This window comes from Streptomyces sp. NPDC003393, from assembly GCF_053589015.1.
In genome coordinates, this window is record NZ_JBSFRB010000025.1 from 82,825 (window position 1) to 104,116 (window position 21,292).

Genomic DNA, 21,292 nt, shown 5'->3' on the forward strand with positions numbered 1-21,292 from the left:
ATGACCGTGCACGTCGTATCCGTCGGATCGAACCTGATCGACGCCATGGCCGCCCCGAGCGGAGTCACCGGCCTCGACGTCGATCAAGCGGACGCCATCCGGGATGAGAGGCCCGCCGCGGTGCTCTCGGACATCGTCGGCTCCGACAGCGCACAGGCGTCCCAGGAGCTCGCGGCATGTCTCACCGCGGGCACCGACCAGCACCGTCACCTGCTCGAACTCGTCGACGCCGTCGCCCCCGGCCGCTGGTCGAGCGGTATCAGCGCCGAACTGGACACGCTGAGCCGCGCCCCGGGGGGCATCGCCCTCCAGAGCGACACGGACGTGGCGGTGCTGCTCGCCACTCCCACCGTTCACGGCCTCACGGCCGCCCTGTGGAACGCCCTGGCGCTCACCGACGGGAAACCCGAGCGCATCGACTACCTGCCGGCGCCCGAACAGCAACCGCCTGCGGCCGTACGCGGACACGTACTCGTCGTACGGGTGCCGGGGCTGGAACCACGCGAACAGAACGACTTCCACAAGGCCATGAAGGCCCTGGGCACCCTCGGCCGTGCCCTGGTCACCAAGGTCGCCGAGTCCGACGACGAGGACTTCCACTTCCACCTCTCCGGCGGCTACAAGGCCGCCATCCCCTACCTCATCGGACTTGCCGAAGGCATTCGTTCATTGCCGAGGGGCAGGAACGCCGTCGTCCAGGCCTTCATGCTGCACCGCGACACGCAGGGCGAAGCGATCCGGCTGCCGCTGCGGCGCATGAACCTCAAGATGCTCCGCGCGACTCTGGAACCGTTCCGGGCCACAGGCCGCAAGCGAACGGCACCCGACGACGAGGCCCTCGACGGCTACGCCTACGACCTCGCGGCGGACGGCACGCAGTACGAGCTCACGCCGTTCGGCGCCGGTCTGCTCGCGCTCATCGGTCACTCCGAGGAGCCGGTGGGGACATGAGCACCGTGCGACTCCCCACCGGACTCCAGCCCTTCCGTGAGCGGCTGACCGCTGGGGTCCTTCCGACCGCGCGCGCCACCCGACCCGCCAACTGGGCCGAGCGGGACACCGAAGCGATCACCGCCGATGCCGTACTGAGCCTGCTCGCACCGATGCTCGGTCCGCCACGCTCGCTGGAATGCCGTGTCAACGCCGACCCGGCCACGGTCGAAGCGGCGCTGCACGGCATTCGCCTTCGCCGGAACCAGCTGCTCACCCTCCTGTTCAGCCCCGACCACGTCCTCGAGACCCTGACCGCCGCCATGGTCGGCGAGGGGGACCCGGCCCGTCCGGCTCGTCTGTGGTCCTGGATGTGCTGGTTCACCGAGGTCGCCCACCACCAGGTCGGTCGCGACTCCGGAGGCGAGGCGTATCTGCTGCGCCCCTTGGTGGACCGCCTCCGCTTCCTCGTGATGAGCGAGCCCCTCCGTCACCGCCTCGACCCGACCTGGACACCGGCGCCGAACGCGGAAGCGCCCGACTACTGCGGCAACGCCCTGGGCCAGCAGAGTTGGCCGCTGCTCGTCCGCCAGGCCGAAGAAGCGCGCAGGGACTGGCTGGCGCGACTCAACGCCTACCAGAGCAGCCCTTTGCTCGCCGGCGTGACCACCGAGGAGCTCGACGCCGAGCTCCTCCTCATCCTCGGCGACACCGGGACGACCCGCGACCGCTTCTCCAGCACGCACCGCACCCTCGACGAAGCCGCGTCCCCCACCGTCCGCGACGACGCCGTCCTCGCCGCGGTCCTGCGCACCCACTTCCTGCCACGGTTCCGGCTGCTGTACGTGGCCCGCCTGGCCTCCCCCGCAGGGCACGACTGCTGGCGCACCGCCATCCTCACGATCGTGGCCGCGTCGGTGGCTGCCGCTGTGACCGGAGGATTCACCGCCGGACGCTGGTTCCACGCCTCGGCGATGCTTGCCACGGTCGCCTACGCCATGCTCATTGCGGGAGTGGTCAAGAACGGGCCCGTCTGGGCCACCCAGTGGCTGCTCCGCTTTCCGGCAGCCGCGGCGTTCGGACTGTTCGGACTCCTGACCCTGCCCATGAACTGGTGGTCCGACCCCCACCCGAAGTGGGCGGTCGCACCGGCGGCACTCGTGCTCGCAGCGGCGAGCTACCTCGTCATCGAAGTACGCAACCACGGAGTGCGGGGGCTGCAGGCCCTGAAGCGGGCCGGCGGCGTGCTGGCGGTAGGAGCCGTCCACGCCTTCCTCCTTTCCCTGATCGTCCTGGTCGCGGTGGCGGCCACCTACACCGAGTCCGTCCCCGGGGACGGACGCAGCCCGTTCACGGAGCTGTGGAACACCACCGGCCTCGCCTGGCAGACACTCACCCTGGCCACCGCCTGGGCACTCGCCATCGGCGTGTTCTCCCAGATCCTCTGGGACGACCGCCCCATCACCGCGCCGCTGGCCCACCTCACCTGGCACGACGGAGGATGACGTGTCCTGGATCAAACTGGCTCTCCAGACGACCACGCCCATGTTCAGCGGCGGCACCGATGAAGGCACCGGCATCCGTGTCCCGTCCCTGCGGGGGTGCATGCGCTACTGGTTCCGGGCACTGGCGGCCCCGACGGTAGGGCACGACCTCCGGCTCCTCGCCGACCTCGAAAGGGAAGTCTTCGGAGCAACCGACCAGCAGTCCCGGATCCTGCTGCGCATCTCCGATCCGCCCCAGCCGGCACCGCGCGAGTCCGCGAGATACCTCGCCGGGAACAACGGGGAGCACATCCGATACATCCTCGGCCAAGGCATCTACAAGTTCCCCGGCAAGGATGCCCCCGCACACGCAGGGCTCCAGCGTGACTTCATCGCCGCCGACACCAGCCTCCACGTCGACATCCGCTTCGCACCGCAGACCTCCGACGCCGTCGCCTCGCTGGCCCTCGCCTCCCTGTGGCTGCTGTGCACCTACGGCGGCCTCGGCTCCCGAGTACGCAAGGGCTTCGGCGGACTCCGCATCACCGGAGTGAAATCCGGAACCCTCCCCGGCGCCTGGACGGCCGAGGACCTCGTCACCCCAGACCTCCCCTACTACGAAAACCTCGACCACCTTGCCGCCGAACACGGACCCCTGGCCGAGCACCGCACGTGGCTCGCCGCCCTTGACGCGGCTCCGGCCGACCTCGCCGAACGTACTGCCGCCTGGCCCGCCGGCCGACCGAGCTACCCCGCCCTCGGCCCGCACACACTCACAGCACTCCGCCCCGGAACCGCCACCTGGCCCGCCCTTCTCGCCACCGCGGGGAAGGAATGGCGCAACTTCCGCGCCAGCGAGGATCCGGACCCTCCCGGACCGGGACGGCTCGTCCCCCACACCCCCGAGTACAGGGACGTCATCCGCGGAAGCGGCAAGCACTTCCCGCTCGGCGCCCTCGGCCTGCCGATCCAGTTCTACGACCCGAAGTCCAAGTTCAAGGCTCTCGCCAACGTGGAGGACGACGGGCTGAGCCTGCGCCGGGCCTCACCCGTGTGGTTCCGCGTCGTCGGCTCCGCGCCGAGCCGCCGACGCCTGTTCACCTTCGCCCTCCTCGGAGAGTTCCTGCCCACCGGTGAGGACACGGCTCCCTTTGTGAGCGTCAACGGCAGAATCCTCGACGTCTCTGACAAGGACATCGAGGACCGTGCGACCACCTGGGTCGAGAAAATGCGCACCGGCGGCACCTTCGTCCGCCCCACGGGAGGACGGTGACATGCCCGCAACGCTCTCCTTCGACCTGCGCACCATCCGCGCCTGGACTCCCAGCACCCGCCAACTCCACGGCCTGGCCTGCAACCTCCTCGAAGGAGAGGGAGCCGACCACACCGCGCAGACCAAGACCTTCACCGTCCAGCCCCCCACCCCGGCCCACGAGCCCTCGACCAGACTCCACCTCCGCGCCTCCTGGTACGGCACCACGCCCGTCCCCGAACACGCCCTGACCACCCGCCTCGTCCGCCTCGGCAACACCCGCTGCCAGGTGACGCACACCGATCTCCACTCTGTGTCCTTCGCCGAGCTCGCCACCGCACCACCGGCGGCCGAAGCGACCCTCACCTTCCACACGCCCACCTACTTCACCCGCAGCGGCGAACCCGACCTCACAGCCGACCCGAAGCTCATCCTCGGCGGCTACCGTCGCCGATGGAACACCGGCGTGGGCACCGCGTCACCCCTCGCCATCCGCGAGGACGCCTGGGCCGAGCTCCAACCCTGCCTGCGCGTCAAGCATGTCCACCTCACCACCACCCACCGCGACTCCGGATACGAGTACGACCGCGCCGGCTTCACCGGCAACGTCACCCTCGCCCTCACCCGCACCGCTACGTCACCCACCCGCCAACTCTTCGCCGCCCTGATCCACTTCGCCCCCTACGCCGGTACCGGCGCCGCAACCACCCACGGCTTTGGAGCCACCACCAGCCGCGTCCCCGGCGACTCGGCGAAGCGAAGCCGCGGGCAAGCTGCCCGGCCGGCCTCTGGACACCAGGGCGCGCGCCAGCGGCGCAGAGACATGGTGGGAGGTGGGTCCCGGTAGGTGGACACCGGACAAACCTGCCGTTACAACCCACGCGTCGACCAGGCCTCCATGGGGCGTTCTCGCGCGGCGCATACCCGCAGGTCGCGGCGTCGCGATAGGGAGAATGTGCCGTCGGTCACACCGCCGTCATGGTTGTGGTGTCGCTGCCGCGCAACGGACATCCTTCACACAGGTCAACGACCACGTTTCGCGGGAAGCATTCCCTGTGACGTGCAGCCCGTAGGGCATAGAAACTTGAAACGGCCGGTGACATTGCCGTCCTCGTTGGTCACGGATTCCCTGTGACGTGCAGCCCGTAGGGCATAGAAACCAGCGGGGAGGGTTGGGCCTTTAACAAAAAAACGATATTCCCTGTGACGTGCAGCCCGTAGGGCATAGAAACCTGGTTCCCCTGCTTGCTCCCGTTGTCGGCAGGAGCCTTATTCCCTGTGACGTGCAGCCCGTAGGGCATAGAAACCCCAAACAATCCTCCCCTGCGGAGAGGGTGAAGCCTTATTCCCTGTGACGTGCAGCCCGTAGGGCATAGAAACCGAACTCCTCCTATACCCACGCGGATTTCGCTTTCTGGATTCCCTGTGACGTGCAGCCCGTAGGGCATAGAAACCTGTTCTGTTCTTTCTGCCACTCGAGTCGTCCATTATTCCCTGTGACGTGCAGCCCGTAGGGCATAGAAACTGCAGCACCTGTTGGTTCCTTGCATGCTCAGCAGCGATGCTGTTATATTCCCTGTGACGTGCAGCCCGTAGGGCATAGAAACTTCGCCGGAGCCGCAGGAGCCTTCGCCCGTGGATTCCCTGTGACGTGCAGCCCGCAGGGCATGGGAACGGAATTCAACGGCCCTCCGTTGTGGGAATAAGACGACTCTCATTCCCTGTGACGTGCAGCCTGTAGGAAATGGAAACTTGTATCGCTGGGCGGTGACCGTGATGCGGTCGATTGTGGAGCGCATCAGACAGACGCCCAGGTACTGGATATTCGGCCGAGTCAGGCCAGGCTCCGGTGGGAGGAGGTCCGATGGGAGAGTTACTTCACCGTGCCGCTGCGGAGGCGTCATTGTTGGACGCCTGGCGGGAGGTGCAGAAGAATGACCTTGAGGACGGCAAGGTCAATCCGCAGGTGGCCGTGTACGCGGACGGGATTCTGGGGCGGCTGGCGGGGCTGAGTCGTGCGTTGCGTGAGGGGACTTGGCGGCCGTCCCCGGTGTACGCGATGGAGATCGGAAAGCGGAGCGGCGGGAAGCGGTTGCTGGCGGTGCCCGCCGTGGAGGACCGCATCGTCGAACGCGCTCTGATGGAGGTCGTGGACGATCTTATCGACGCGGTGCTGCTCCCCTGGAGTTACGCATATCGCAAGGGACTGTCCGTGGCCGACGCCCTGCACGACCTGGCGGAGGCGCGGGATCTGGGCGCTCGGCGGGTGGTGCGGGCGGACATCAAGGACTGCTTCGAGCGGATACCTCGCTGGCCGGCACTGACCCGATTGCGGGAAGTCGTTCCCGACCCGGAGCTCTGCCAGCTCGTGGCACAGCTGGTGAACCGCAAGGGCGTTGGGCCAGCTGCGACCCGGATCCGGACCGGTCGCGGCCTGCACCAGGGAAGCTCCCTCTCCCCAGTGCTGACGAACCTGTACCTCGACGCCTTCGATCGGGAACTGCTGCGCGCCGGACACCGGGTTCTCCGCTACAGCGACGATTTCGCCGTCCCGGTCACCTCCCAGGCGGAGGGCGAGGAGGCCCTGGAGCTCGCCCAGCAGGCCCTACGCCGCCTCGACCTGGAGCTCAACGAAGGCAAGTCCCGTATCGAGAGCTTCGACGAAGGCGTCGACTTCCTCGGCAGGACGACCACTGCCCGCTCCGGAAGCCGCAGGGCCGCACTGGCCTCATCTCTCGAATGCACCGTCTACGTCACCGAGCCGGGCTCCTCCCTCCGCGCGAAGGGGTCCCGCGTGAGGGTGTTGCGCAAGGACAAGCAACTGCTGTCGGTGCCCTTCGACCGTGTCCGCCAAGTCGTCTGCGCGACGCCTGCGACGCTGACCAGCCCCTTCCTGCGCCGAGCACTGCGGCACGGAGTCGAAGTGGTACTGACGGAGGAGGACGGCGAGTTTCTGGGCCGTCTCACCGGCCCGTACGGAACTGATGTCGAACTCCGGCATGGCCAGCACCGGCTGGCCGACCGGCGGAAGGCCAAGCTGGACCTGGCCACCGCTTTCGTCTCCGGCAAGATCGCGAACATGCGGACCTGTCTCCTACGGGCCGCCCGCGACGGCCGCCTCGATGCCACCGAGCCGGTGGCAGCCCGGCTCCTGACCGCACGCAAGTCCGCGCTGATGGCGGCGAGCGAGGCCGCACTCATGGGTATCGAGGGCGCGGCAACCCGTGACTACTTCGCCGCGCTGGGGCGTGTTTTGGGCCCGGGCTGGTCCTTCACCCACCGACGCCGCAGGCCACCGCCCGACCCGGTCAACGCCATGCTCTCCTTCGGCTACACGCTGCTGACGCGCGAGGCCGTCACCGCGGTCGAGGTTGCGGGCCTGGATCCCGGCGTCGGTTTCCTGCACGAGATGCGCCGTGGCCGACCGTCGCTGGCGCTCGACCTCATCGAGGAGTTCCGCCCACTGATCGTCGACCACCTCGTCGTCGGCCTGTGCGCGAGAGGACAGGTCAGTCCGGCGGGCTTCGTGGTGGACCAGGACGGGGAGAAGGGCTGCCGCATGGACCGGGACACACTGCGGGCGTTTCTGACGGCGTACGAGAGGCGGATACTGACGGTGGCGCACCACCCCACCGCCGGCCGCCGCCTCTCGTACCGCGCAGCTCTCACCGCACAAGCCCGCCATCTGGCAGACGTCATCGCGAACCGGGCACCCGCGTACACGCCGATCCCATGGAGGTGACAGCGACGGATGACCTACATCTTGCTGGTCACCTACGACATCGGTGACGACGATCGTCGCGCCGAGATCTCCGACCTCCTGGCAGCCCGGGGAGCGCGCGTGCAGCAGAGCGTCTTCGAGCTGACTCTGCCCACGAAGCGCGCGGTGCAGCAACTGCGAGGCGCGTTGCGGAAGCTGGTCGACCGCGACGAGGACCAGGTCCGCCTGTACCCACTGGCCGCGGCATCGCTCAACGAGCTGGTGATACTGGGCAACCGCCGACTGGAGGAGCAAGCTGACTTCTGGATCGTGTAGGCGCGAGGAGACCGACCACGTGAGCAGGCGGGAGGCCCAAGACGGTCCGGCGCCGGGGCGAACCGCCCAGGTGCTGCGCATCCAGCGCAGACGCCGTCTCCGCGGAGCGAAGAAGTGGTCCAGAGAGACCGTCTACGCTCTCACCGACCTGCCCGCCGAGGAGGCGAGTGCCGCGGAGATCACTTCATGGGCTCGCGGGCACTGGACGGTGAAGAACCCCGTCCACTGGTGTCGGGATGTGACCTTCAACGGAGACAAGTCCCAGGTCAGAACCCACAACACGCCCGCAGTCCTCGCTGCCGTCCGCGACCTGATCCGCGGCGCGCTCACGCTTGCCGGGTACGTCAACACCGCCGCCGGCCGCCGGGCCCACACCGAACACACCCTCGTCGTCAGCCTCTACGGCATCACATGATCAAAAGGGCGGTGCGCGGGGATCAGGGTGCGGAGGGGGCGGGTCCCGAGCTGGCGCGGACGGTGAGTTCGGGGGCGAGGAGGACCACCTCGTGGCTGCCGCGCCCGTCGAGCTTGGCCACCAGGTGCTCGACCGCGCGGCGGCCCAACTCCTGGGCGGGGACCGCGACCGAGGTCAGCCGCACCGAGGCCTGGACGGCCACCTGCTCCGGGCAGATCGCGACCACCGACACGTCCTCGGGCACGGCCCGGCCCTGCCGGCGCAGCACGGCGAGCAGCGGTTCCACCGCGGACTCGTTCTGCACGACGAAGCCGGTGGTGCCCGGACGCTCGTCGAAGATGCGGGCGAGGGTCGCGGCCATCGCGTCGTACCCGCCCGCGCAGGGACGGTGCAGCATCTTCAGGCCCAGCTCCCGGGCGCGGGAGCGCAGCCCGTCCAGGGTGCGCTCGGCGAAACCGGTGTGCCGCTCGTAGACGCCGGGCGCCTCGCCGATGACCGCGATGTCGCGGTGGCCCAGCACCGCCAGGTGTTCCAGGCACAGCGCACCCGTCGCACCCCAGTCCAGGTCGACGCAGGTCAGACCGGTGGGGTCGGCGGGCAGGCCGATCAGGACCGAGGGCCGGCCGGTATCGCGCAGCAGCGGCAGGCGCTCGTCCTGGAGTTCGACGTCCATCACGATCATCCCGTCGGCCAGCCCGCTGCCGGTCACCCGGCGCACCGCGTCGGGGCCCTCCTCGCCGGTGAGCAGGAGGACGTCGTAGCCGTGGGTGCGGGCGGTGGTCGCGACCGCGACGGCGATCTCCATCATCACCGGCACGTACATGTCCGTGCGCAGGGGGATCATCAGGGCGATGATGTTGGACCTGCTGCTGGCCAGGGCGCGGGCGCCGGCGTTCGGGTGGTAGCCGAGCTCCCGGATGCTCCGCTCGACCCGCTGCCGGGTGCTCGCGGAGATGGACCGCTTGCCACTGAGGACATAGCTCACCGTGCTCGCCGAGACTCCGGCGTGCTGGGCGACCTCGGCGAGGGTGACCATCCGGCTCTCCAAGCATGTGAAGCGCTTCGACGCGCGCGTGTTGCCGACAGATACAGTATGAGGACGTTCGACAGTAGCCCCAGTGAGGGTGAGAGTCCATAGGTTGTCGAAGCGCTTCGACACCGTCCTGTGCCCGGGTCGGCGACAGGGCGGTGACCCGGGGACGGCCCTCCTGGTCCGTCGCCGGTCCGGCTGCTCGGACCGGGACGTTCCCCATGTCATCATGGCGATGGGCCGGGGCGCCGGGGGCGGTGCCGCAGTGCGGACGCGAGGGGGGCTCGTGGGGACGACGGTACTGGGGGAGCTGCGCGGGGCGCAGAAGTCGGCGAAAGGCGTGTCGCTCTACTCGCGGTACGTGAACCGGCCGGCCGGCCGCTACCTCGCGGCGGGGGCGTACCGGGCGGGGCTCACGCCGAACCAGGTCACGCTGGTCAGTGCCGTGTTCACCCTGGGGGGCATCGCCGCCGTGGCCCTCGTACGCCCCTCCTGGCCGCTGGCCCTGGCGGTGTACGCCGCCCTGGTCGTCGGCTTCGCCTTCGACTCCGCCGACGGGCAGCTCGCCCGGCTCACCGGGAAGGGCGGACCGGCCGGGGAGTGGCTGGACCACGTGGTCGACTGCGTGAAGATGGTCGCCCTGCACACGGCGGTGCTGATCTCCTTCTACCGCTACTTCGACCTCCCCGGCGACGGCTGGCTGTTGCTTCCGCTCGGCTTCCAGCTGGCGGCCGTCGTCACCTTCTGCGGCGGTCTGCTCACCGAGCAGCTCAAGCGCGCCGCCTCCCGGGCGGTCCCGGAGAGATCCGGGAACCCGGACGGCGGCGCGCCCGCCGCGGCCCCGCCCTCCCTGCTGCGGGCGGTCGCCCTGCTGCCGGTGGACTACGGGGTGTTCTGCCTGGTGTTCCTCACGCTGGGCGCGCCCGGGCTGTTCCGCGCGGTGTACGCCGTCCTCGCCGCGGTGCACGCCCTCTTCCTCGTGGCGTTCCTCGCCAAGTGGTTCAGGGAGCTGTCCGCGCTTCCCCGGAGGCCGGCGTGACCAGCGCGTCCAGCGCCCTGGTCAGCAGGGTGCTGGAGGTGTGGACGGTGTACGGGAAGTACACGACCTCCACGCCGACGGCCGCGAAGTCACGTTCGAGCTTCTCCCCCTTCTCGGTGCCCCGCCAGTCGTCGCCCTTGAAGATCACGTCGAAACGGACCTGCTTCCACGTCTCCAGCTTGTCGGGCACGGTCTCCACGAACGCCGCGTCCACGTGCCGGACGCTGCGCACGATCTCCAGCCGCTCCGGCAGCGGGACCACGGGCCTGCGCCCCTTGGCGAGCTCGGCCATCTCGTCCGACACCACGCCGGCGACGAGATAGTCGCACCGGCTGCGGGCATGGCGCAGGATGTTGAGGTGGCCGATGTGGAACAGGTCGTAGACACCGGGTGCATAACCGACACGATGGACCATGCGTTCTCCCCCCACGGTGAACGTCACGAGTGCGCGTCACGGGCGACCGCCGCGGCGGTGCCGTGCCTATGTGGCGAACGCCCACCCGTCAAAACCACCCGTCAAAGACGATTGACGGTCCATCGACCTTACTGTGAAGCCACCCTGGAGATCCGGTGAACGGTTAAGGTGGGCCAGGATCGCTTTTGGGGGGAAGGGGACCAGTGTTGACCGGGTTCGATTCCGGCCGGGCCGGCGAAGAGCACACCCAGGGGGCCGAGCTGGCCGGCCGCTGCCTGCTGCTGGTCTCCACCAACTACGCGCCCGAGCACACCGGCATCGGCCCCTACGCCACCCAGCTGGCCGAACACTGGGCGGCGCGCGGCGCGGACACGCACGTCCTGGCGGGCATGCCGCACTACCCCGCCTGGCGGCTCGACCCGCAGTACGCGGGCCTCTGGCGGACCACGGAGTCGCGCGGCGGCGTGACGGTGCACCGGCGCCGGCACACCGTGCCCGCCCGGCAGACCGCCCTGCGCCGCGCCCTGTTCGAGGCCTCGCTCCTCGCCCACCAGCTCGCCGCCCCGCCCCGCATGCCGCGCCCGCACGCCGTCGTCGCCCAGATGCCCTCCCTGGCGGGCGCGGTGGCGGCGGCCCGCATCGCCCGGCGCCACCGGGTGCCGTTCGTGCCCGTCGTGCAGGACCTGATGGGTGCGGCGGCCGCGCAGAGCGGGATCAGCGGCGGCGACAGGGCGGCCGCCGTGGCCGCCCGCGCGGAGCGGTACGCGCTCGGCCGGGCCACCCTCGTCGGCGTCATCCACGACAGCTTCCGGCCCCGTGTCCAGGCCATGGGCGTCGATCCCTCCCGCATCCGGCTGGTGCCCAACTGGTCCCATGTCGCCCGCCCTTCGCGCCCGCGCGCCGAGACGCGGACCCGCCTCGGCTGGCCGGAGGACCGCCAGGTCGTGCTCCACTCGGGGAACATGGGCCTGAAACAGGGCCTGGAGGTGCTCGTGGAGGCGGCCCGGCTCGATCCGGGTGTCGACGTCGTCCTCATGGGCGACGGCAACCAGCGCGCCGCCCTGCGGGAACGCGCCGGAGACCTGCCCAACCTGCGCTTCCTCCCGGCCGCCGACGAGGCGGACTTCCCCGACGTCCTCGCCGCCGCGGACGTCCTCGCGGTCACCCAGCGGGCCTCCGTGCTCGACATGAGCGTGCCGTCGAAGCTCACCTCCTACTTCGCCGCCGGTCGGCCCGTGATCGCCTCGGTGGCGGCCGAGGGCGGCACGGCCGACGAGGTGCGCCGCTCGGGCGCCGGGGTGCTGGTCCCGCCGGAGGACCCGGCAGCGCTGCTGAAGGCCCTGAAGGACCTGGCGGCCGACCCGGAGGCGGCGGACCGGCTGGGGGCCCGCGGCCCCGTGTACGTGGACGAGCGGCTCAGCCGCGCGGCCGGACTCGGCCGCCTGGACGGCCTGCTCGCCGAGGCACTGGAACAGGGCACCACCGCCCACGAAGGAGCGGCACACGCATGAACGAAGAGGCACGGGGGCAGCAGGACGAACCGGAACTCCTGCGCGACCAGGTGCAGCAGGTCCTGCGGCACCGCGTCCTGGTGGGCTCGGGCCTGCTCGCCGGGCTGCTCGCCGGCTCCTGGTTCGCCTTCGGCTCGGCGCCGACGTACGAGTCCTCCAGCGAGGTCCTCGTCCGCGCGGCCACCATCAACCCGTACGTGTCGAACGGGGTCGCCGCCGACAAGCAGATCAACATCGGCAGCGAACGCCAGAGCGCGGCGGGCAACGCGGTGGCCGCCCGTGCCGCGCGGAAGCTCGGCCGCGGTGCCGCCGAGATCGGTGACCTGCAGAGCCATCTGCAGGTCACCAACCCGCCCAACACGCTGGTGCTGAAGTTCTCCTACGTCGCCGGCACCCCTGGCGCCGCCGCCGAGGGCGCGAACGCGTTCGCGCAGGCCTACCTCGACTACCGCCAGAAGCAGACCGAGAGCACCGTCGCCAAGATGGTCCAGGGCTACAAGGCGCAGCTCGACCCGCTCGCCAAGCAGCGCGACGACCTGATCAAGCAGATCAACCGGCTCCAGGGCGACACCGAGAAGAGCACCGTGCTGGCCGCGCAGGCCAACCTGCTCGGCCAGATCACCCAGCTCACCAACAACATCAGCGAGTTGAAGTCCCTGGACACCACGGCGGGTTACGTCACGGTGACCGCGGAGCCGTCGAAGAAGCCCGAGGGTCTGGGCACCCCGCTGCTGATCGCGCTCGGCGGGGTGCTCGGCCTGGCGGTCGGCCTGCTCGGCGCCTGGCTGCGGATGATCTTCGACCCGTCGGCCCGCTCGGCCGGGACCGTGGCCCGCGCCCTGCGCGCCCCCGTCCTCGGCGTCCTGCCCAAGGCTCCCGAGGGGCCGCTGCTCGCCGTCGAGGACGCCCTCGCCGAGCAGTACCGCTCGGTGGCGTTCCGGCTCGCCTACGACCGCCACTTCGCCGACCGCCGCAGACTGCTCGTCGTCGAGCCGAACGGCGAGGGCGCCACGGCCGCGGCCGTCGCCGTCAACCTCGCCGCCTGCTTCGCCGAGACCGGCATGTCCGCGCTGCTCGTCGAGGCCGACCTGCGCCGCCCGGACCTCGCCGACCGGCTGCCCGAGGTGTCCCGCGCACGTGCCACGTGGGCGACCGGTCGCTCGGGGGAGGGCACCCCGTGGCCCGCCGGCCGGATCATCACGGTCGACGCGGGCGAGTCCGGCACCTTCGACCTCGTCCCGGGCGCCCGCGTGCCGCACGTGGCGCGCGCTCTGACCTCCCCGGCCACCACCCGCCTGCTGGACCAGGCGGACGCACCGGGCACCACCGTCGTCGTCCTCGCCCCGCCCGTGCTGTCCTACGCCGACGCCCTCGCGCTCGTCGACCGCGTGGACGGAGTGGTCGTGGTCTGCGACCCGCGCACCACGGCCCGCACCGCGTTGGAGCGCATCCGCGAACTCATCGACGGGGCGGGCGGCCAGGTCCTGGGCGCCGTCCTGCACCCCGGCGCACACCGCCGGCGGGGGAAGAAGGGACGCCGGGCACCGAAGGCCGCCACCGTCCCGGCGCCCTCCACCCCGCTGCACGACGAGACCGTCCCCCTCAAAACCCTGTCCTCGGGCAGCCGGTGAGAGCCCGCACCGCCGTCGTCTGCTCCGTCCTGGACCAGGCGGTCAGCGCGCTCACCAACATCGCCGTCCTGGTCCTGGTCGCCCGGCACAGCGAGGCCGCCACCTTCGCCGTGTTCGCCACCGCCTACGTCGTCTTCAGCGTGCTGCTGGGCGCGTTCGGGGCCTACGTCGGCCAGGAACTGGTGCTGCGCCGCGGCGAGCCGGAGACCCTCGGTCGCGCCTGCCGCGGCGCCGCCGCGTTCACCGCGACCGCCTCCACCGTGCTGGGCGCCCTGCTCGCGGGGGGCGCCGCCGCGGCCTCCTCGGAGGCGGCCGTGTACGGGGCGCTCGGCCTGGTCCTGCCGGTCACCCTCACGCAGGACACCCTGCGGTACTGCTTCTCCGTGCTGCGCACCCCCCACCTGGCGCTGCTCACCGACCTGGTGCGGCTCGGCGCGGCACTGCCCCTGCTGGCCGTGCAGCCGAACGGCGCCTCCGCCGCCCGGACGACGCTGGTGTGGGGGCTGTCCGCGCTGCCCGCGCTGCTGCTCGCCCTGGTCCTGCTGCGCCCCCACGTCCGCGGCGCGCGCACCGACCTGCGACGCTATGTCGCCCGCGGTCACCTGGGCCGCCGCTTCCTGGTGGAGTTCGGCGTCGGCAACGCCACCAGCCAGCTCGCCGTCCTCGCCCTCGGCCTGTTCGCGACCCCGCTCGCGGTGGGCGCGCTGCGCGGCGCGACCACCCTGTTCGGTCCGCTGAACGTGGCGTTCAACGCGGCCACCGGCTTCGGTCCGCCCCTGCTCACCCGGCATCCCGCACCCCGTCGCGCGGCGCTGGCCGCGGGCTGTGCGCTGGCCGTGGTCGCGGCCGGCTGGGCGGCCGTCCTGTACACGCTGCCCACCCGCTACGGCCGTCAGCTCCTCGGCGACACCTGGGAGTCGGCGGCCAGGGTGCTGCCCGCGACCGGCGCCCAGTACGCGGCCATGGCGTTCGGCGTGTGCGGGCTGCTCGCGCTGCGCGTGCTCGCGCCGCGCACCACGCTGCCGGTGCAGCTGGTGTTCTCGCCGGTCTCGGCCGGGCTGCTGCTCGCCGGGTACGCCTGGGCGGGCGTCACCGGCGCCGCCTGGGGACTGTGCGCCGGCTCGGTGCTCAAGGGCACGGCGGCCTGGTGGAAGGCCGTCCGCCGACCCGAGAGCAGGGCGGCCGTCAGCGCAGCTGCCGCCACCGCTCCGGGCGCAGTGTCGTGATCAGCGCCAGACACATCACCCCGATCGCGATCCGCCCGGAGGCCTGGAGCAGCGGCCCCCGCAGCAGGATGAAGGAGTAGCCGGCGACGAGCGGGACGGCCAGGGTGAGGATGCTCGCCGGGCCGGCCCGCACCACCTTGTGCGCGTAGCGCCGGTCCACCCGGGCCGCCACCCAGCCGATCAGCCCGAACCCGGCGACCATCCCCGCCGAGCCGAAGTCCAGCCACAGTTCGGTCCACAGCGGGGAGGAGCGGTTGGTGTTGGCCGTCGCCATCCACTCGCTCACCATCACCCCGGTGTCCTTGGGCTTGGACGTCCACACCGAGCGCGGCACGAAGAACAGCACCGAACCGGTCAGCTGGCGGCCGTAGGTGTGGCCGTTGCCCGCGTCGACGTAGGTGATGGTGTTGGCGAACATCGCCATCTGGTCGTAGTCCTTCTCCACCAGTGGGTCGAGGACCGAGGAGGTCTGCCGGGCGGCGGGCGTGTTCGCGCTGTCGTAGCGGAACTTGTCCGCGAAGGGGAAGATCAACACGGCCGCGGCGACGCCCAGCGTCAGCGCCGTGCGGTACATGGTGGGGCTCTGCGGGAACACCGTGAACAGCAGGGCGAGCAGCACGGTCAGGAACCAGTAACGCGGGTTGGAGATCGGGTTGTTGACGACCACGTTCACGCCCGCCAGCGCGATCAGCGTCAGCCACGGCAGCGGGCGCCTGCGCGCCGCGCGCGAGGTGATCAGCCAGCGGGTCACCACCATCAGCGCCAGCAGCGCCGGGACCGTGCCGAAGCCGCGCAGCATCGCCGTACCGGCCTGCGAGCCGCCGTCGCCCAGCCCGCTGTCGTCGATCGACCGGGTGATCTCCATCCGGCTGGCGAAGAACACGCCGAGCCCGCCGAGCTTGAGCACGAACAGCGCGCTGCCCGCGAAGGCCAGCGCCACCAGCAGCGCCAGGCGCCGCCGGGCGACCATCGCGGGCCGGAACACGGTACGCGCCGTCGGCCGCACCCCCGGCCGTACCAGCAGCGCGCCGGCGTCGAAGGCCGCGCACGCCGCCAGCACCAGCCCGACCGCCAGCGCCAGGTCGCTGCGGGAGCCCGCCACCGGCACCGGGTAGGAGCCCATGACGGCCTGTGCGAGCGGGGCGATGCCCATCGCCATGTAGACGAAGAGCCAGAACGTGCCCTGGAGCAGCTTGCGGTGCCGGCCCAGGATCATCGTGGACAGCCGGGCGCCCGCGTACACCGTGAGGACCAGTTGCAGCCAGTACGCCTGGTCGCGCAGCCCCGCGCCCGGGTGCAGCGTGACGAACGCGGGCAGCAGCACGGTCAGGCCCAGCACCAGCGGCAGCGCCAGCACCCGTCGCAGGGCGCCGGGCTGCACCCGCGCGGCGGCGGGCGCCTCGACCGCGTGCGGCGCACGAGCCGCACGCGTCGTGTGAAATCCCGCCGCCATGAACCCCCCTGTTGCTTTTCGTTCACAGAGTCTACGGATTTGTGTGCGAGTGACGGTGGGAATCCCTAGGGTGGATCACGGAGGGGGAACACGTGCGCGATCTACGAACGTTCACACTGTCCGGATACGACAAGGGGCGCGGCATCGTCACGCAGGCGCTCTGGTTCTGCGTGATGAACACGCTCTTCATGGCGTGGTTCTGCCCGGCCCGGCTGCGCGTGGCGCTGCTGCGGGCCTTCGGTGCGCGGATCGGCGAAGGGGTGCTCATCCGGCACCGGGTCCGGGTGCTGTGGCCGTGGAAGCTGACCGTCGGCGACCACACGTGGATCGGCGAGGGCGCCTGGCTGCTGAACCTGGAGCCGGTCACCCTCGGCTCCCATGTGTGCGTCTCTCAAGAGGCGTTGCTGTGCACCGGCAGCCATGACCACCGCACCACCGACTTCCGCTACCGCAACGCGCCGATCCGGGTGGAGGACGGCGCCTGGATCGCCGCCCGGGCCACGGTGCTCGCCGGGGTGACCGTCGGACGGCACGCGGTGGTCTCCGCGGGCACGGTTCTCGCCCGCGACCTGCCGGAGCTGACCCTGCACACGGCCGACGGCACCCGCGCGCTCCAGGAGCCCGCGCCGCACCCGTCCGCGAAGGCGAGGAAGGCCGTGAAGGAGCGCGCCCGGTGAGAGCCCTGCACGCCGTCACCCTGCACACCCCCACCCAGTCCTTCGGCGGCCCCGTCCGGGTCGCCGTGAACCTCACCACCGGGCTCGCCGCCCGCGGCGTCGACAGCAGGATCGTCGCCCTCGGCTCCGGCTTCGACGGGCCGCTGCCCACCGACGTCGACGGTCGCCCCGCCCGCCTCTACCCGGCCCGCCGGGTCCTGCCCGGCGCCGGGTTCAGCGGGATCACCTCACCCGCGCTGCTGGCCGGCGCGCGCCGGCTGGTGCGCGACGCCGACGTGGTCCACGTCCACCTCGCCCGCGACCTGGTGACCCTGCCCATCGCGCTGGCCGCGCTCGGCGCCCGTCGCCCGCTGGTGGTGCAGACCCACGGCATGGTCGACCCCAGCGACAAGGCGCTCGCCAAGCTGCTCGACCTGCTCGCCGTGCGCCGGGTGCTGCGCCGCGCCTCGGCCGTGCTCCACCTGACTTCCTACGAACGCAAGGCGCTGGACGCCGTCCTCGGCGGCCCGGACCCCGGCAACGGCGTACGGCTGGTCAACGGGGTCCCCGCGCAGGACCGCCGCCCGCGCCCGCCCGGACCGCCCCGCCTCCTCTACCTGGCCCGTATGCAGGCCCGCAAGCGCCCCGCCGACTTCGTCGCCGCCGCTCCCGAGGTGCTGCGCCGCCACCCCGACGCCCGCTTCGTGCTCGCCGGGGCCGACGAGGGCGAGTTGGGCACGGCGCTGAAACGGGCCGAGGAACTGGGCGTGGCCGGCTCCGTCGACTACCTGGGCACCCTCGCTCCGGGCGCGGTCCTGGACGAACTGCGCCGCGCGCACGTGCACGTGCTGCCGTCGGTGGACGAGCCGTTCCCGATGTCGGTGCTGGAGGCGCTGTCGGTGGGCGTGCCGTCGGTGGTGACCCCGACCAACGGGCTCGCCGACGACCTGGCCCGCACCGGCGCGGGCCGCGTCTGCCCCGACCCGCGGCACCTGGCCGGGCAGATCCTGGACCTGCTGGACCCCGACACCGGCGAGCGTGCGTCGAAGGCCGCCTGGGAGCTGTCCCGCACGTCCTTCTCCCTGGACGCGGTCACCGACCGGCTCCACACCCTGTACCGGTCCCTGCGCTGAGCGGGCCGGGCCGTGGGGGCCGCCGCGGCGCGGCCCCCACGGCCCGGTGCCCTCAGCTACGGGCCCAGGCGTAACACCCGGTGGACGTGAAGGTCTTCGTCCCCTTGCGCACGGTGATCGTGTGCCCTCGGCCGGAGGCGCCGTCCAGCGACCAGGTGCAGTCCTTCGACGAGGTCAGCGCGCGATAGGTGCCGGGCGCCGGATCGGCGTGGGTGCCGTCCGGGTAGCCGCCCTTCGTCTCGGCGATCAGCGGCTTCAGGTCGGGGCACAGGCCGTCGACGGCGGCGTCGGCCCCCTTGATGTCACCCGCGATGACCGCGCCCACGGCCGCGTCCCGGTCGACCTTCGCGGTGTACGCGAGCCGGTCGCAGACGTCCTGCCCGGCCTGGAGGATCGCCGCCGGGTCCATGCCCTTGGGCACCCGGCCCGACAGGTACTTCTTCTCCTTCTTGGTGAACGACCCGGTGGCCGGGGTGAGTTCCGCGTCGGGAACGGTGTTGCGCGGGCCCTGGGCGGTGCCGCCCGCCGTCCCGCCGCCGCCCGTCGAGGGCGTGCCGGAGGACGGCGCGGCGGACGTGGTGTCCCCGGACGGTGCGGGAGCGGCCGGGGCGGCCTGGCGCGGCGTCGCGCCGCCGTCCGCCCCGGTGTGCCGCCCGTCCTTGTCCGAGCTGCCGCAGCCGGCCAGCAGCAGCGGCGCCAGCAGGGTGAGTGCGACCAGCGAGATCCTCTTCATCAGCCGCCCGCCCCCGCCGTGTAGTGCGCCAGGACCTGGCTCGCCGTCAGCGCCTTGTCGTAGACGGCCACCTCGTCGAGCTGTCCGGTGTAGAACCGGCTCGTCGGCTTGTTCGCCCAGCCGTCCAGGTTGTCCCCGCCGACGCGCCAGTAGCCGGTGGACGGCTGGTTGCCGGTGGTGTGGGGGTTCGAGGCGCGCAGGCTTCCGTCGACGTACAGCTTCAGGCCGTTGGAGCCCTGGGTGGCGACCACGTGGTGCCACTTTCCGTCGTTGTAGGAGTGGACCGTGGTGATCGTCCGCGCCGTGTCCGCGCGCACGCCGAAGACCAGCCGCCCGCTGTCGGTCATGTAGACGTGCCGGTCGTACCGGCTGGACACCAGCTGCACCTTGTTGCCGAAGCCGATGAGCTTGCCGCCGGTGGTGCTGGTGGTCCTGAACCACAGCTCCAGCGAGAAGGTCGACGGCGCGCTGCGCAGCCGGTCGCTGTACGTCCACTCGCTCTGCGAGCCGGTGTAGGCGATCGACCGGCCCGAACCCGCCGCCCCGCCGGCGACGGCCTGCGTCGGCGCGTTCCAGTGCACCCCGCTGTCGTCGCCGCTGGAGCTGTCGGCCGCGTAGGCGCCGGAGGCCTCGTTGAAGCGCCAGTACAGCGAGGCGCCGTCGCCCCGCACCGTCGCCGCGTACGCGTCGGCCGCCGACGCCACCCGTACCGACTGGTCGGCCGACTTGGCGGAGGTGTTGGGCCCGTCCGACGCGGTGACCCGGTACGAGTGCGTCTCGCCCGGTGCCACGTCGGTGTCCGTCCAGGTCAGCTGGGGCCGGGACCAGGGCAGCGAGCTCGCGGTCACCTGGTGGACCGGGGTGGTGCCGTTGTCCTTGTAGACGCGGTAGGTCAGGCTGCTGTCGTCGGTGTCGAAGCTGGAGCGCCAGTGCACGGCGACCTTGCCCGGCTCGGTGCTCTCCGCCTGCACCTGCGGCACGGTGGGCGCCCCGGTGTCCGGACCGGAGGCGAACCGGGTCAGCGACTGCTGGGCGGTGCCGTTGACGGCGGTGAACTCGCCGCCCACCCACAGGTAGTCCGTGCCGTCCTCGGGCGCGAGGGCGAACACCCGCGGCCCGATGCCCTCGCCGATGCCGTCGTTGGTGTCCGGCGCCCAGCCCACCATGTGCGGGTCGTTGATGCCCTCGGCCAGCAGATGGCGCCGCTGGCCGTCCGGGAACCCGCCCATCGAGGAGCAGTCGTGGGCGTGCGAGGCGCTGTAGAGCAGGCCCTTGTACAGCTGGAGCGCCTGGGTGGCGCCGTAGCACGTGTCGCGCCAGCGCTGGTCGAAGGTGCGGGGGTCGAAGGCCGTCCGCCCGTCGAACCCGCTGGTGCCCTCGTGGGCGGTGTAGACGCCCGTCGCGTCGGCGGTGATGTCCTTGACGACCGAGGTGTCCGAGAAGAAGCCGCGCGGGTAGGTGTGGGTCACCGCGCCGGTGGTGGCGTCGGTGACGGCCAGGGCGTGCGAGTCGCTGCCGTTGACGGTGAAGAAGTCGCCGCCGATCGCGACGTGGCCGCCGTCCGCGGTGACCTCCACGGCCCGTCCGGGCGCGTCCGCGTTCGCGGTCCAGGAGGTCAGGTTCCCGGAGGTGTCCACGGCGGCGAACCGCTGCCGGGAGGTGCCGTTGACGCTGGTGAAGTCGCCGCCGAAGTAGATCCTGTCGCCGGTCACGGCGAGTGCGCGCACGGTGGCCGGCACGGTCGGGCGGAAGTCGGTGCGCGGTGTGCAGGTGGCGATGTCGACGGCGACCAGGCTGCTCGCGCCGATCCCGTTGACCGCGCCGAAGTACCCGCCCACGTACAGGGTCTTGCCGTCCGGCGACACCGCGAGCGCGCGCACGGTCGCGGTGCCGCTGCCCACCGTGAACGACAGCCGGCAGTCGGTGGGCGCGCCGGTCGCCGCGTCGAACGCCGCGAAGTTCACCGCGGAGCGCTCGCCGCTGCCTCCGGCGGCGGTCCCCGCGGGGCGGATCGCCGAGAAGGTGCCGCCGGCGAACACCACGCCGTGGGCCTGGGCGAGGGCCCACACCACGCCGTTGGCCTGCCAGGTCGGCAGCTTGTCGGCGGTCAGGGCGACGGGCGGGGTGAGCGCCCCGGCCTCGCCGGTGGCGAGCGGCAGGCAGAGCAGGGGAGTGGCGCAGGCCAGGCCGAGCGCGGTGAGCGTGGTGCGGCGTCCTGGCCGGCGCCGAGGCCGGCCGCGGCGTGTGGAACTGCCGTGCATGGTTTCTCCTAGCGGTGCGAGCGGGTGTACCTGTGCTGGGGGCGGCGTCTTCGCGGGGGTGGGGTGCCGGACGGGTACGAAGGGGCC

Annotated in this window: 17 protein-coding genes, 1 pseudogene and 1 CRISPR repeat array; of the genes and pseudogenes, 13 read left to right on the forward strand and 5 right to left on the reverse strand. The window is 71.6% G+C overall.

Annotated elements, in window-relative coordinates:
• The 7 genes and pseudogenes from ACWDUZ_RS23465 to ACWDUZ_RS23495 all read left to right on the forward strand — a co-directional run.
• Entirely contained in the window at nucleotides 1-951 is a 951-nt protein-coding gene (locus tag ACWDUZ_RS23465; protein ID WP_451633739.1) for a hypothetical protein, read from the forward strand.
• Nucleotides 948-2,435, forward strand: coding sequence for a hypothetical protein (locus tag ACWDUZ_RS23470; protein WP_451633740.1), 1,488 nt, complete (start codon nucleotides 948-950; stop codon nucleotides 2,433-2,435). Before ACWDUZ_RS23465 ends, ACWDUZ_RS23470 begins: the two co-directional genes overlap by 4 nt.
• A gap of 1 nt (nucleotide 2,436) precedes the next feature.
• A complete protein-coding gene (gene cmr1, locus ACWDUZ_RS23475) occupies nucleotides 2,437-3,687 on the forward strand; it encodes a type III-B CRISPR module RAMP protein Cmr1 (protein ID WP_451633741.1) in 1,251 nt (416 codons plus the stop codon).
• Nucleotide 3,688: 1 nt separating this feature from the next.
• Entirely contained in the window at nucleotides 3,689-4,513 is an 825-nt protein-coding gene (gene cas6 / locus ACWDUZ_RS23480) for a CRISPR system precrRNA processing endoribonuclease RAMP protein Cas6 (protein ID WP_451633742.1), read from the forward strand.
• A gap of 201 nt (nucleotides 4,514-4,714) precedes the next feature.
• A CRISPR array of direct repeats spans nucleotides 4,715-5,418; the repeat unit is 36 nt; unit sequence ATTCCCTGTGACGTGCAGCCCGTAGGGCATAGAAAC.
• Between the two features lie 112 nt (nucleotides 5,419-5,530).
• Nucleotides 5,531-7,408, forward strand: a complete 1,878-nt coding sequence (gene cas1, locus ACWDUZ_RS23485; protein WP_451633743.1) for a CRISPR-associated endonuclease Cas1 — start codon at nucleotides 5,531-5,533, stop codon at nucleotides 7,406-7,408.
• Nucleotides 7,409-7,417: 9 nt separating this feature from the next.
• Nucleotides 7,418-7,702, forward strand: a complete 285-nt coding sequence (gene cas2, locus ACWDUZ_RS23490) for a CRISPR-associated endonuclease Cas2 (RefSeq protein WP_451633744.1) — start codon at nucleotides 7,418-7,420, stop codon at nucleotides 7,700-7,702.
• Nucleotides 7,703-7,766: 64 nt separating this feature from the next.
• Nucleotides 7,767-8,117, forward strand: a pseudogene (locus ACWDUZ_RS23495) (ISAs1 family transposase); the annotation flags it as partial.
• 22 nt (nucleotides 8,118-8,139) lie between these two features.
• Here ACWDUZ_RS23495 and ACWDUZ_RS23500 read toward each other — a convergent pair.
• Nucleotides 8,140-9,153, reverse strand: a complete 1,014-nt coding sequence (locus ACWDUZ_RS23500; RefSeq protein WP_451633745.1) for a LacI family DNA-binding transcriptional regulator — start codon at nucleotides 9,151-9,153, stop codon at nucleotides 8,140-8,142.
• Nucleotides 9,154-9,382: 229 nt separating this feature from the next.
• Here ACWDUZ_RS23500 and ACWDUZ_RS23505 point away from each other — a divergent pair, with 229 nt between their 5' ends.
• Nucleotides 9,383-10,186 (forward strand): CDP-alcohol phosphatidyltransferase family protein, encoded by an 804-nt coding sequence (locus ACWDUZ_RS23505; RefSeq protein ID WP_451633765.1) that lies wholly within the window; start codon nucleotides 9,383-9,385, stop codon nucleotides 10,184-10,186.
• Here ACWDUZ_RS23505 and ACWDUZ_RS23510 read toward each other — a convergent pair.
• A complete protein-coding gene (locus tag ACWDUZ_RS23510; protein ID WP_451633746.1) occupies nucleotides 10,149-10,601 on the reverse strand; it encodes an adenylyltransferase/cytidyltransferase family protein in 453 nt (150 codons plus the stop codon). The two genes, ACWDUZ_RS23505 and ACWDUZ_RS23510, sit on opposite strands and share 38 nt — an antisense overlap.
• A gap of 281 nt (nucleotides 10,602-10,882) precedes the next feature.
• Here ACWDUZ_RS23510 and ACWDUZ_RS23515 point away from each other — a divergent pair, with 281 nt between their 5' ends.
• Genes ACWDUZ_RS23515 through ACWDUZ_RS23525 form a run of 3 tightly spaced genes read left to right on the forward strand, consistent with a single transcriptional unit; the run spans nucleotide 10,883 to nucleotide 14,969 of the window.
• Nucleotides 10,883-12,112, forward strand: a complete 1,230-nt coding sequence (locus tag ACWDUZ_RS23515) for a glycosyltransferase (protein WP_451633766.1) — start codon at nucleotides 10,883-10,885, stop codon at nucleotides 12,110-12,112.
• Nucleotides 12,109-13,743 carry a lipopolysaccharide biosynthesis protein gene (locus ACWDUZ_RS23520; RefSeq protein ID WP_451633747.1) on the forward strand — a complete coding sequence of 545 codons (1,635 nt, stop codon included), beginning with the start codon at nucleotides 12,109-12,111 and terminating at the stop codon, nucleotides 13,741-13,743. Before ACWDUZ_RS23515 ends, ACWDUZ_RS23520 begins: the two co-directional genes overlap by 4 nt.
• A complete protein-coding gene (locus tag ACWDUZ_RS23525) occupies nucleotides 13,740-14,969 on the forward strand; it encodes a hypothetical protein (protein WP_451633748.1) in 1,230 nt (409 codons plus the stop codon). Before ACWDUZ_RS23520 ends, ACWDUZ_RS23525 begins: the two co-directional genes overlap by 4 nt.
• On the opposite strand, the gene ACWDUZ_RS23530 is transcribed toward ACWDUZ_RS23525, so the two are convergent.
• On the reverse strand, nucleotides 14,929-16,422 hold the full coding sequence (locus ACWDUZ_RS23530) for a hypothetical protein (protein ID WP_451633749.1): 1,494 nt from the start codon (nucleotides 16,420-16,422) through the stop codon (nucleotides 14,929-14,931). The two genes, ACWDUZ_RS23525 and ACWDUZ_RS23530, sit on opposite strands and share 41 nt — an antisense overlap.
• 92 nt (nucleotides 16,423-16,514) lie before the next feature.
• Between ACWDUZ_RS23530 and ACWDUZ_RS23535 the strand changes: the two genes are divergently transcribed.
• Both ACWDUZ_RS23535 and ACWDUZ_RS23540 read left to right on the forward strand, forming a co-directional pair.
• Nucleotides 16,515-17,099, forward strand: coding sequence for a WcaF family extracellular polysaccharide biosynthesis acetyltransferase (locus ACWDUZ_RS23535; RefSeq protein WP_451633750.1), 585 nt, complete (start codon nucleotides 16,515-16,517; stop codon nucleotides 17,097-17,099).
• On the forward strand, nucleotides 17,096-18,211 hold the full coding sequence (locus ACWDUZ_RS23540) for a glycosyltransferase (RefSeq protein WP_451633751.1): 1,116 nt from the start codon (nucleotides 17,096-17,098) through the stop codon (nucleotides 18,209-18,211). The genes ACWDUZ_RS23535 and ACWDUZ_RS23540 overlap by 4 nt, the downstream gene beginning before the upstream one ends.
• A gap of 52 nt (nucleotides 18,212-18,263) precedes the next feature.
• Here ACWDUZ_RS23540 and ACWDUZ_RS23545 read toward each other — a convergent pair whose 3' ends face one another.
• Both ACWDUZ_RS23545 and ACWDUZ_RS23550 read right to left on the reverse strand, forming a co-directional pair.
• A complete protein-coding gene (locus ACWDUZ_RS23545) occupies nucleotides 18,264-18,944 on the reverse strand; it encodes a hypothetical protein (protein WP_451633752.1) in 681 nt (226 codons plus the stop codon).
• On the reverse strand, nucleotides 18,944-21,205 hold the full coding sequence (locus ACWDUZ_RS23550) for a LamG-like jellyroll fold domain-containing protein (RefSeq protein WP_451633753.1): 2,262 nt from the start codon (nucleotides 21,203-21,205) through the stop codon (nucleotides 18,944-18,946). Before ACWDUZ_RS23550 ends, ACWDUZ_RS23545 begins: the two co-directional genes overlap by 1 nt.
• Nucleotides 21,206-21,292 lie beyond the last annotated feature (87 nt).